Annotated in this window: 10 protein-coding genes; 6 read left to right on the top strand and 4 right to left on the bottom strand. The window is 73.1% G+C overall.

Annotated elements, in window-relative coordinates:
• Window positions 1-91 precede the first annotated feature (91 nt).
• Window positions 92-1,831, top strand: coding sequence for a D-aminoacylase (locus tag AB0O36_RS31720; RefSeq protein ID WP_365116120.1), 1,740 nt, complete (start codon window positions 92-94; stop codon window positions 1,829-1,831).
• The gene (locus AB0O36_RS31715; protein ID WP_365116118.1) at window positions 1,828-3,315 is read left to right on the top strand and encodes an aldehyde dehydrogenase family protein; all 1,488 of its coding nucleotides are present in this window, start codon (window positions 1,828-1,830) and stop codon (window positions 3,313-3,315) included. Before AB0O36_RS31720 ends, AB0O36_RS31715 begins: the two co-directional genes overlap by 4 nt.
• A gap of 93 nt (window positions 3,316-3,408) precedes the next feature.
• Here AB0O36_RS31715 and AB0O36_RS31710 read toward each other — a convergent pair whose 3' ends face one another.
• The gene (locus AB0O36_RS31710) at window positions 3,409-5,265 is read right to left on the bottom strand and encodes a hypothetical protein (RefSeq protein WP_365116115.1); all 1,857 of its coding nucleotides are present in this window, start codon (window positions 5,263-5,265) and stop codon (window positions 3,409-3,411) included.
• Between the two features lie 98 nt (window positions 5,266-5,363).
• The gene (locus tag AB0O36_RS31705) at window positions 5,364-6,455 is read right to left on the bottom strand and encodes a DNA alkylation repair protein (RefSeq protein WP_365116113.1); all 1,092 of its coding nucleotides are present in this window, start codon (window positions 6,453-6,455) and stop codon (window positions 5,364-5,366) included.
• Window positions 6,456-6,738: 283 nt separating this feature from the next.
• Between AB0O36_RS31705 and AB0O36_RS31700 the strand changes: the two genes are divergently transcribed.
• Together AB0O36_RS31700 and AB0O36_RS31695 are read left to right on the top strand one after the other, a co-directional pair.
• Window positions 6,739-8,301, top strand: coding sequence for an APC family permease (locus tag AB0O36_RS31700; RefSeq protein ID WP_365116112.1), 1,563 nt, complete (start codon window positions 6,739-6,741; stop codon window positions 8,299-8,301).
• Window positions 8,302-8,518: 217 nt separating this feature from the next.
• Window positions 8,519-8,845 (top strand): hypothetical protein, encoded by a 327-nt coding sequence (locus AB0O36_RS31695; protein WP_365116111.1) that lies wholly within the window; start codon window positions 8,519-8,521, stop codon window positions 8,843-8,845.
• Window positions 8,846-8,868: 23 nt separating this feature from the next.
• Here the strand turns inward: AB0O36_RS31695 and AB0O36_RS31690 are convergent, their stop codons facing one another.
• Together AB0O36_RS31690 and AB0O36_RS31685 are read right to left on the bottom strand one after the other, a co-directional pair.
• Window positions 8,869-9,315 carry a nitroreductase family deazaflavin-dependent oxidoreductase gene (locus tag AB0O36_RS31690; protein ID WP_365116110.1) on the bottom strand — a complete coding sequence of 149 codons (447 nt, stop codon included), beginning with the start codon at window positions 9,313-9,315 and terminating at the stop codon, window positions 8,869-8,871.
• Window positions 9,312-9,908, bottom strand: a complete 597-nt coding sequence (locus tag AB0O36_RS31685; protein ID WP_365116109.1) for an NAD(P)H-binding protein — start codon at window positions 9,906-9,908, stop codon at window positions 9,312-9,314. The genes AB0O36_RS31690 and AB0O36_RS31685 overlap by 4 nt, the downstream gene beginning before the upstream one ends.
• A gap of 208 nt (window positions 9,909-10,116) precedes the next feature.
• Between AB0O36_RS31685 and AB0O36_RS31680 the strand changes: the two genes are divergently transcribed.
• Together AB0O36_RS31680 and AB0O36_RS31675 are read left to right on the top strand one after the other, a co-directional pair.
• Window positions 10,117-10,488 carry a helix-turn-helix domain-containing protein gene (locus AB0O36_RS31680; RefSeq protein WP_365116108.1) on the top strand — a complete coding sequence of 124 codons (372 nt, stop codon included), beginning with the start codon at window positions 10,117-10,119 and terminating at the stop codon, window positions 10,486-10,488.
• A 36-nt stretch (window positions 10,489-10,524) separates the two neighbouring features.
• Window positions 10,525-11,319, top strand: a complete 795-nt coding sequence (locus tag AB0O36_RS31675) for a DUF4239 domain-containing protein (protein WP_365116107.1) — start codon at window positions 10,525-10,527, stop codon at window positions 11,317-11,319.
• The last annotated feature ends 18 nt before the right edge of the window (window positions 11,320-11,337 follow it).

The raw sequence follows: 11,337 nt of genomic DNA, 5'->3' as shown, positions 1-11,337 counted from the left end.
AGGCAGCGGCACCGCGCGAGCGCATCGGCCCAGCGCGAGCCATCGGCAACCGGCCGCCCGGCACGGACGACCGGCCAGGAGAAGGGACGTCATGCTCGACCACATCATCAAGGGCGCGACCGTCGTGGACGGCACCGGCGCCCCCGCCCGCACCGCGGACATCGGCATCAAGGACGGCCGCATCGCCGTCATCTCCGAACCCGGCGGCATCACCGAGGACACCCGGACCGCCGAGGACGCCACCGGCCTGGTCCTCGCCCCCGGCTTCGTGGACCCCCACACCCACTACGACGCCCAGCTCTTCTGGGACCCGTACGCCACCCCCTCCATGAACCACGGCGTCACCACCGTCGCCGGCGGCAACTGCGGCTTCACCCTCGCGCCCCTCAACCCCGACCGCCCCGAGGACGCCGACTACACCCGCCGCATGATGAGCCGGGTCGAGGGCATGGCCCTGGCCGCCCTGGAGGAAGGCGTCGACTGGACCTGGTCGACGTTCGGCGAGTACCTCGACGCCCTCGAAGGGCGCATCGCCGTCAACGCCGGCTTCATGGTCGGCCACTGCGCCCTCCGCCGTCACGTCATGGGCGAGGCGGCGGTCGGCGGGCAGCCCACCGGGGAACAGCTCCAGCGCATGCTGGACCTGCTGCACGAGGCCATGGACGCCGGCGCCTGGGGCCTGTCCACCACCCAGTCCGCCACCCACTCCGACGGCGACGGCGCCCCCGTCGCCTCCCGGCACGCCCGGCCCGAGGAACTCCTCGCCCTCTCCCGGGCCGTCGCCGAACACGAGGGCACCCAGCTGGAGGCCATCGTCGCCGGCTGCCTCGACCAGTTCTCCGACGAGGAGATCGACCTCTTCGTGGAGATGAGCGCCGCCGCGGGCCGCCCCCTCAACTGGAACGTCCTCACCATCGACGCCTCCGTCCCCGAGCGCGTCCCCCGCCAGCTGGTCCCCAGCGAACGCGCCCGCAAGGCCGGCGGCCGGATCGTCGCCCTCACCATGCCGATCCTCACCCCCATGAACATGTCGCTGGGCACCTTCTGCGCCCTCAACCTCATCCCCGGCTGGGGCGAGGTCCTCGCCCTGCCCGTCCCCGAGCGGATCGAGAAGCTCCGCGACCCGGACGTACGGGCCGAGATGCTGCGCCGCGCCGACAGCAAGGAGGCCGGGGTCTTCCGCCGCCTCGCCAACTTCGGCCGGTACGTCATCGGCGACACCTACAGCGAGGCCAACGAGGGCCTCACCGGCCGGGTCGTGAACGACATAGCCGCCGAACGCGGCCAGGACGCCTTCCACTGCCTGGTCGAGATCTGCGCCAACGACGAGCTGCGCACCGTCCTGTGGCCGATGCCCACCGACAACGACCCGGCCACCTGGGAGTTGCGCGCCGAGACCTGGCAGCACGAGGACGTCATGCTGGGCGGCTCCGACGCCGGCGCGCACCTGGACCGGATGTGCGGAGCCCCGTACACCACCCGCTTCCTCGGCGACTGCCTGCGCGGCCGCAGGCTCGTCCCGCTGGAGCAGGCGGTGAAGATGCTCACCGACGACCCCGCCCGGCTGTTCGGCCTGCGCGAACGCGGCCGGATCGCCGAGGGCTACCACGCCGACCTGGTCCTCTTCGACCCCGAGCGGATCGACGCCGGCCCCGCCACCCTGGTCCACGACCTGCCCGGGGACAGCCCGCGGCTGGACTCCCGCGCGATCGGCGTGGTCTCCGTGCGCGTCAACGGCGTGGAGACCATCCGCGACGACGAGGTCACCGGCGCCGTCCCCGGCATCGTCCTGCGCTCCGGCCGCGACACCAGGACGGTGAGCACCCGATGAGCGGGGGCGGGGGCGGGAACGGGAGCGCGGGCAGGCTGTTCATCGGCGGGGAGTGGGTGGAGCCGGACGGCGGCCACTACGAGGTCGTCGACCCGGCCGACGAGTCCGTCGTCGGTCTGGCTCCGGAAGCCTCCCGCGCCCAGGTGTACGAGGCCGCGCGCGCGGCCCGGGAGGCGTTCGCGAGCTGGTCCCGTACGAAGCCGGAGGAGCGCGCCGCGATCCTGGACCGGGCCGCGGACATCATCCAGCGCGAGTTCGAACCGTGGGCGGAACTGGCCCGGGCGGAGACCGGCGCCCCCACCGGCATCGCCCGCGGCATGCAGGTCGGCGTGGGCGTGTCCCGCTTCCGGCGGTACGCGCGCGGCGCCCTGGAACCCGTGGAGAAGGGCCTGCCGCCGCAGGTCACGGAAGCCGGCCCGATGGGCGCGGCATCGGTCCTCGGCGCCCTCGAAGTGCGCCAGCCGGTCGGCGTGGTCACCTGCATCACCTCGTACAACAACCCCTGGGCCAACCCGGCGGGCAAGGTCGCCCCGGCCCTGGCCATGGGCAACACGGTGGTGGTCAAGCCGGCCCCGCAGGACCCGCTGTCGGTGTTCCGGATGGCGGAGGCCCTGGCCGAGGCGGGCGCCCCGCCCGGTGTGGTCAACGTCGTCGGCGGACGCTCGGTGGAGGTGGGCGAGGCGGCGGTGGACTCCCCGGACGTGGACATGGTGTCCTTCACCGGGTCCACGGCCGTCGGGCAGCGCATCGCCGAGGTCTGCGGCCGCGGCATGAAGCGGCAGCTGATGGAGCTCGGCGGGAAGGGCGCGGCGATCGTCTTCGAGGACGCCGACCTCGATGCGGCGGTGATGGGCATCGGCACCACCTTCTCCTTCTACTCCGGGCAGATCTGCACCGCCCCGACCCGGGTCCTGGTGCACCGCCCGGTGCACGACGCCCTCGTGGAGAAGCTGACCGGCTACCTGGCCTTCATGAAGGTCGGCGAACCGGCGACCCGTGGCACGGTCGTCGGCCCGGTGATCTCGGCGGCCCACCGCGACCGCATCGAGTCGTACGTCGAACTGGGCCGGAAGGAGGGTGCCACCGTCACGGCCGGCGGCGACCGCCCGCAGGTCCGCGCCGACGGCAAGGGCTTCTACGTGGCCCCCGCCCTCCTCACGAACTGCACCAACGACATGCGGGTGGTCCGCGAGGAGATCTTCGGCCCGGTCGTGGTGGTGGTGCCCTTCGACACGGAGGAGGAGGCCGTCGCCCTGGCCAACGACTCCGACTACGGCCTGATCAGCTACGTCTGGTCCGGGGACGTCTCGCGCGCCTTCCGCGTGGCCCGCGGCCTGCGCGCGGGCGGGGTGGGCGTCAACACCATCGGCCGCAACATGGAGGCCCCCTTCGGCGGCTTCAGGAAGTCGGGCGTCGGCCGCGACGTCGGCTCGTACGCGCTCCACGCCTACAGCGAGATCCAGTCGATCGTCTGGACGACCTGAGCCGGACCGCCCGCGCCCCGCACCCCGTGGTGGCCCGCCCTGGTCGGCGGATCGCCACGGGGTACGTGGGGAACGTATGAGGGGGAAGGCCCGCTACGGGTCCTCGGGCGGCCAGGGATGGCCGAGAGCCTCGGCGTGCTCCTTGCTGCCCCCGCACATCCGGGCCCAGGTGCGGGGATCCGCCTCCGCGAGCCGCCCGAGGGCCGCACGGGCCCGTGCCTCCGGCGGCGTCCCGTCGTCCGGGATCCGCCACGCGAACTGCAGCCACGGCCTGTCCGTGCCCACCGGACCGGATGCGTCACCGGGGGCGTAGACGAAGGAGAGCAGGACGGTCTCGGGCTCGTCCCACACCGTGCCGGCCCAGCCCGGGCGGCACCCCCATGCGCCAAGCAGCTCCGGACGTTCCCGCAGCCCCCGGGCGATCAGCCGGGCGGTGTCGCGGGCCGGCCAGGACCAGCTCCGGTCGTTCTCGGCCCGCTCGACCTCCGCGTCGTACACGGCGGCGTCGAAGCGGTACGCGGGCGGCTCCGCGCCTCCTTCGACGCCGCGCCAGCCGTCCCACACCACCGCGTCGCCGTCCCGGCGGACCGTGACGTAGAGCGCTCCGCAGCACCCCTCGGTGCAGTACGCCTCGGCGAGCTGGACCTCCCGGGGTTCCGGCCCGGCACGCAGCCGCCCGGTGTCGAGGAGCTGCTCGGGCGGGTTGGCGCCGCCCGAGGCGAACAGCGAGGGGACCACCGGACGGCCGTCGAGCAGGATCCTGGTCTCCACCAGGTTGCGGTCGGCCGGGTCGGCCACCACGACCTCGATGCGGAACGCTTCCGGAACGGTCGGCCCGGCGAACGGCCGCTGCCCGGTGCGGAGGATCCACGCCGTCCTGCGGCTGCCCGCGTCCGTGCCGTGGCCGGCGCTCGCGGCCTCGGCCGCGGCCCGTTCCGGGACGGCCGCCCAGGCAGGTCCGGCCAGCAGCGGGCCGAGGGTGCCGAGCAGTTCCGTACGCCGGCCGGGCGCCCAGTCGAGGACCGATCCGGCCCCGCTGTGCAGGTCCTGCGCGAGCGAGAGCAGCAGGGCGTACGCGTCCCGGGACGGGGTCAGCCGGTGGGCCCCGGCGACCACGGCCTCGTACACGGTGCGCGCCCGCCCGTAGTCGAGGATCTCCGGCCGCTGGTGGGTGTGGGCCATGGCCAGCAGCAGTCGCCCGGCGGCCGTGGTCAGCCGGGTGTCCAGGGGGAAGGAGTGCAGCAGTTCGTCCAGCCGGGCGGCCTCGGCGAACCGGCGGGGCGGGTCGGGCGGCTCCTCGGCGGTCGCGTCGGTCAGGGCTGCACGGACGGCGTCCCGGTTCCCGTCGGCGAGGGCGGTGAGGAGGGCGTGCGGGCAGGGCTCGGCGTGTCTTCCGGTGCTCAGCGCGAGTACGGCGGCCGCCTGCCGGTCGATCCGGTCGAGGGCGGCGACGGCCTCCCCGGAGAACTCGTTCAGGGTCCCCAGCGTGCGGAGGACGTCCAGGTCCTCGGGTTCACCGAGCCGGGTCAGAAGTGCGACGCCGATGCCCACGGCCGCCGGGTCGCTGCCGGTGCGGGCCAGCAGCCGGGCGGTCCGCCGGGCGGCCGCCTCGTCGGGCAGCGGCATCCGCCGGACGCAGGCGCGGAGGGTGCGGCGCGGCATCCGCAGCTCGCGGACCCGCGCGTGGACGGTTTCCGCGGCCCGGACGGGGTCCGGGTCGGCCAGCGGCGGGGCGAGGGCCCCGGTGGCTTCGGCCTGCGCCTGCCGCATGGTCAGGCGGGGGCGCCTGGATTCCTCGGCGGGTCCACCGCCTTGTGCGGGCGGTGCGTCGGGCAGCGGATACCCGCCGCGCGGGATCCGGCCGTCGGGCTCGATGCCGTGCCGGAAGAGGGCGTAGTCGTGGAGTGGGGCTCCGGGGGTGAGCGCCGTGCGCTCCTCGCGGGCGCTCACCGGGCGGGGTGGGACTCGATTCCGTGGGTCATGCGGGGAGCGTGCCAGGTGTGATCACGCGGCGTCCACCGAAAATCGCCCGCGGCCGGCGGACCGGCTCAGCCCGCGTCCAGGGAGAACGCGGCCTCGCCGTGGACCACGCCGTTGACCTGGAGCTGCACCAGGTGCTCCCCGGAGTGGTAGCGGCGGGTGGTGATCGGCTTGAAGGAGTGGCGTTTGGTCCCGGCGAGGGTCTCGCCGGACAGGACGGCCCGGGTGACCAGCTTGAAGACCTTCGGGGTGCGGGTGCCGTTCGCCTTGACGTGCTGGATGACGTAGTCGAGGACCAGCTCCGCCGGGCCGGCGGCGTCGTTGGTGACCTCGTAGTCGAAGACCAGGTACTCGCCGACGCTGACCCGCGGCGTGCCGATCACCGGCCCGCTCACGGTGACCGGTGCGTCCGGGGAGTGCCCGAGGACGCTGAGCGCCTCCGCCCACCCCGCCTTCACCAGGGTGCGCAGGCCGTGCCGGACGGCGCGGTCGGTGGTCGGGGCGGGGGCGGCCAGCCAGCGCGCGGCGGTCTCGACGGCGAGTCCGGGGTGGTCCCGGCTGATGTCGTTGAGGTGGTTGGAGACGGAGCGGCGTACGTACTCGGACTCGTCGCGGTAGAGGGCGTCCAGCACGGGGAGCGCCGGCCGCGGGTCCGCGACGAAGGCGGGCAGCTGCGCCGCCCACGGCAGCCGGGGCCGGGTGCCCTCGCTGGCCAGTCGGCGTACGTGCGGGTCGGGGTCGGCGGTCCAGTCCCGTACGACGGCCAGGGCGCGGGCGGGGTCGGCGCGCAGGAAGGGGCGTACGGCGGACTCGGCGGTGAGCCGGGGGGTGAGGTCGTGGAGCAGGGCGAGGCCGGGCTCGAAGACCTCCAGTCCGCGGACGGCCACGGCCTCGTTGACCGGGAAGGTCATCCAGCCGTCGAAGCCGGGGTCTTCGAGGGCGGTGCGCAGGACGGCTTCGAAGCCGGGCCAGTCGGCGGGCAGGTCGGCGAGGACGGCGTCCCGGACGGCGGTGACCCGTCCGCTGTAGGACAGGCCGTCGAGGGCGCCGGCGCAGTCGCGCAGCGCGGGGGCGGGGGAGCGTCGGCCGGTCGCCCGGCCGAGCAGCCGGGCGAGGGCGCTGACGGTATCCGCGCCGATGAGTTCGTCTGCGGTGGGCACGGGCCCAGTCTGCCGGACTTCAGGCCGGTCGGGGCCCGGCTCCGGGACCTTGGAAAATTGCCACGGGAAAGTTTTGAAACGGACAAAACGGGTACTCCTGCGGTTTCCGCATTCCGGAACCGCGGATGCAGCACCTGTTGAATCGCGGATGGATGCCTGAGTGAACCTTTCATTGCAAGTTCGTGAACTGAGTTGATCTCGGCATTCCAAGGACTTTCACCCTGAAGTTTGCCGGACTTGATTCTTCCGGATATGGAAACCGCAGCATCTAACGTCCTGTCTCATGACTCAGCTGGACGTGCGGCCCCAGGCCGGAGACACGGTAAGCGGCGTCGCCGACGGCGGCGGCGTACGCGGCAAGGGACTCGGCAAGGGTTCCGTCGGCCTGCTGGGCAGTGCCGTGATCGGCGTCTCCACCGTCGCCCCCGTCTACTGCCTCACCTCGACCCTCGGCTCCACCGCGGGCGAGGTCGGCCTCCAGATGCCCGCCGTCTTCCTGGCCGGCTTCCTCCCGATGCTCCTGGTCGCCTTCGCGTACCGCGAGCTCAACAAGGCCATGCCGGACTGCGGCACCTCCTTCACCTGGACCGTGAAGGCGTTCGGCCCGCGCGTCGGCTGGATGTGCGGCTGGGGCCTGGTGATCGCCACGATCATCGTGCTCTCGAACCTGGCCGGCGTCGCCACCTCCTACTTCTGGCTGCTCGCCGGCGAGATCACGAGCAACCCCTCGATCGCCGCCCTGGACGACAACAAGGCCGTCCACATCGCCACCTGCCTCACCCTGATCGCCTGCGCCACCGCGATCAGCTACCGCGGCATGACGGCCACCAAGGGCGTGCAGTACACCCTGGTCGGCCTCCAGCTGGTGGTCCTCGCGATCTTCGTGGCCATGGCCTTCCAGAAGGCGTCCGCCGGCACCTTCGACACCGGTGTGGACTTCTCCTGGTCCTGGATGAACCCCTTCGCGGTCGAGTCCATGGGCGCCTTCACCGCCGGACTCTCGCTCTCGATCTTCATGTACTGGGGCTGGGACGCCTGCCTGGCCACCAACGAGGAGACCCTCGGCTCCGAGAAGACCCCCGGCCGCGCCGCGCTCCTCGCGATGGTCGTGCTGGTCGGCTCGTACCTGGCCACCGGCATCGCCGCCCAGATGGTCGTCGGCTCCGGCGGCCAGGGCCTCGGCCTCGCCAACCCGGAGACCTCGGACAACGTCTTCGCCGCCCTCGCCGGCCCGGTGATGGGCCCGGTCCTGGGCATCCTGCTCTTCGTCTCGGTGCTCGCGTCCGCCGCCGCCTCGCTGCAGACCACCTTCATCCCGGTCGCCCGTACGGTGCTGGCCATGTCGACGTACGAGGCACTGCCCGCCTCCTACGCCAAGGTCCACCCGAAGTTCAAGACCCCGGGCCGCGCGACGGTCATGGCGGGCGTCGCCACCGGCGCCTTCTACACGGTCATGACGCTGGTCAGCGAGAACGTCCTCACGGACACGATCTTCGCGCTCGGCCTGATGATCTGCTTCTACTACTCGCTGACGGCCTTCGCCTGCGCCTGGTACTTCCGCAAGGAGCTCGGCCGGTCCGTCCGCGACCTGTTCCTCAAGGGCGTCTTCCCGGTGCTGGGCGGCCTGCTGCTCGCCGCGGTCTTCTTCAAGACCCTGTTCGACACCTTCGACCCGGCCTACGGCTCCGGCTCCGGCATCCTCGGCGTGGGCAGCGTGTTCATCATCGGCGTGGGCCTGCTGCTGCTCGGAGTGGCGATCATGCTGGTCACGGCCCGCCGCAGCCCGGCCTTCTTCCGCGGCGAGGTGCTCACCAAGGAGACCCCGTCGCTGGTGGTCGAGGACTGACGGACGGACGGGCCGACTGACCGACGGGCCGACTGACCGACGGGCCGACTGCCCGCCCCCCTGCTGTGCCACCGGGCCCCGGATCGTCCCCCGATCCGGGGCCCGCGCGCGTCACGGCGGGGTCGGGGCGTCCGGCAGCGGAGGAAGGTCAACGCCGGAGCCGCCGGAAGGTGACCCGCGCCGCGGTGAGGTCGTTGGGCGGGGCATGAACATGAACGTGAGCAAGAACGCGGTGAAGCGCACCCTCGCGGCCCTGGTCCTCTCCGGCGGCGCCGCCGTGTCCCTGATCCCCGGTGTCGCGCACGCCCAGGCCCCGGCCGCCGCCACCGCCGACGACTCCACCACCATGAGCGGCGTCGGCCCGGTCGTCGAGCGGGTCACCGGCGTCGTCGACAACCCCTCCGGCGCGGTCAAGGACACCCAGACCGCGGTCGGCGTGGCCGCCCAGGCCACCGGCAGCGCCACCAAGGCCACCCAGACCTCCCTCTCGGGCGCCGGCGGCGCCCTCCAGAACGGCCTCCCCAACGCCCCGAAGGTCGACTGACCCGACCGACGGCGGGGCGGGCGTCAGCGGCCTCGCCCCGCCCCCGACGGGACGAGGAGGAGCAGGGGGATCTCCCGTGCGGTCGCGTCACGGTAGGCGGCGTACGACGGCATGGCCGCCACCACCCGTGGCCAGAGGCGGGCCGTTTCCTCCGGGGTCGCGGGGCGGGCCGTCGCGGGGAAGGTGTCCCGGCCGACCTGGAGGGTGGCGCAGGGGTCGGCCACCAGGTTGAGGTACCAGGCCGGGTGGCGGTCGGAGCCCCGGTTGGAGGCGGTGAGGACATACGCCTCCCCGTACCGCACGTACGCGAGGGCGGTACGGCGCAGCACGCCCGAGGTGCGGCCCCGGGTGGTCAGCAGCAGGTCGTCGACACCGGGTCGCGGGAGACCGCCGGTCTCCTCGAAGCGGCGGATGTGGGCGGCGACCCAGGGGTCGGGGCTGTCGACGACGGGTTCGGCCGTGGCCGTCACGCCGTGACGCCGATGTGGGCGGCGTGCACGGTCGGGGTCTCGATCTCGTCGAGCAGGGCGCGGGCGAAGTCGGCCGGGGTGATGCGGGCCGCCGCATCGGCGGGTGCCCGGACGTAGCGCCCCGCCGGAGTGCCCTCGTGGTCGAAGTCGCCGGACGGGCTCAGCACCGCCCAGTCGAGCGTGGCGGGGGCCGCCGCGCGCAGCGCTCCGGTGCCGGCGGCGTGGGCGGCGTAGAAGGGCCTCCACTCCTGGGGATAGCCCTCCGTGTCCATGAGGAGCTCCCCGGACGCGGTCGGCAGTACGGACGCCAGCCCGACCGAGACCAGTCGCCGGACGCCGGAGGCCGGGAGCCCGGAGGCGAGCGCGCTGCCGACGGCCGGGAAGAACTCCGCGGGCGCGGCCGCCGGGTCGTACACGGCGACGATCGCGGCGTCATGACCGGCCGCGGCACGCGCGATGTCCTCGGGCGAGGTCACGTCGGTGCCGGGGCGCTGCGCCTCGGTGACGTGGTGGCCTCGGCGGCGGGCCTCGGCGACGGCGGCACGGCCGACCCGTCCGGTGGCCCCGAAAATGATGATCTTGTGGCTGCTCATGGGAATGAGCGTAGGGAGGAGGGTGGTTACCGATCGGATACCGCCAACGGTGGGCGGTGCGGCGTGGTGTGGTGTGGAAGTGGGGGACATGGAGCAGTTGTCGGCAACAGGGCGGTGGGAAGACCTGGACCCGTCGGAGCCATCGGAGCCGTCGGAGCCGTCGGACCCGTCGGACCTGTCGGAGTCGTCGGACCCGTTGGATCCGGAGATGTTCGACCCGGTGTGTCCGTCCACGCTCGTTCCGTTCCGGGTGGGGGACAAGTGGGCCCCCTTGGTCCTGCGTTGTCTGGAAGGCGGGCCGCGGCGTTTCTCGGAGTTGAAGGTGCCGATCCGGGGGATCACCTCGAAGTCGCTGACCCAGTCGCTGCGGGCGCTGGAGCGGGACGGCTTCGTTGCCAGGGTCGGGCCCGGAGGGGCGGGCGGCTACGCCCTCACCGCTCTCGGGCGCGGGCTGCTGGGGCCGCTGGACGCGGCGTGCGAGTGGACGCGGGAACACTGGGACGAGCTGATCGATGCACGGGAGGCCGGGACGGCGGCCGGGTCGGGGACGGCGGCCGCGCCGGGGCCGACGGGCCGCTAGGCAAATCCCCTGCGGCGGGTGGTCGTTGATCCGGGCATGGCTCTTTGGTTGCTCAATCAGTTCAGCACGTTCACGCTCGGCGCCCTGGTGGTCGGCGGTGTGGTCGGCCTGGCGGTGGCGGGAAGCCTCGTCGTCCGGCGGCGCTTCCCGCACCTCGCGGGCGGCGACCACAACGAGATGGTCGGGGTCGCGTTGGGCATGTTCGGTGCGATCTACGGGATCATCCTGGCCTTCGTCGTCGTCACGCTGTGGACCCAGGTGGAAACCACCCAGACCATCGTGGCCACGGAGGCCACCGACCTCGCGCTGGTCGTCCGCAGCGCGGAGGTGTTCCCGCCGGAGGACCGGGCGCGGATCGAGAAGGCGGTCGGGGAGTACGCGCACGCCGTGGTCGAGGTGCAGTGGCCGCTGATGCGGGAGGGACGGCCGAGCTTCTCGGCGACGGCAAGCCAGACGGAGGCGATCTACCGCGGACTCCAGGCGTACGAGCCGCAGTCGGTGCGCGCCCAGACCTTCTACGAGGAGGCCACCACGCGCCTGAACGACGTGGCGGCACAGCGCCGTGCCCGCATCACCATGGCGGAGACGTCGCTGCCGGTGCTGTTGCAGGTGCTGGTGTACGGGGGCGCGCTGGTCATCCTGCCGCTGACCTTCCTCTTCGGGCTGAGGAGCCTGAAGATGCAGCTGCTGTTCGTGTCGGCGGTGGCGGCCCTGATCGGCTTTAGCCTGCTGCTGGTCCTCGTCCTCGACCGCCCCTTCTCCGGCGACCTGAGCGTGAGCTCGGCCCCGTACCGGGAGGGTGCCCTGTCGAGGTTCTGGACGGGGGAGTAGCCGGGCGGGCGCGGATGC

The sequence above is a fragment of the Streptomyces sp. NPDC089799 genome (assembly GCF_040684755.1).
Classification (GTDB): Bacteria; Actinomycetota; Actinomycetes; order Streptomycetales; family Streptomycetaceae; genus Streptomyces.
The sequence above is the reverse complement of the archived record's forward strand: the minus strand, read 5'-3'. Positions and strand labels throughout refer to the sequence as shown.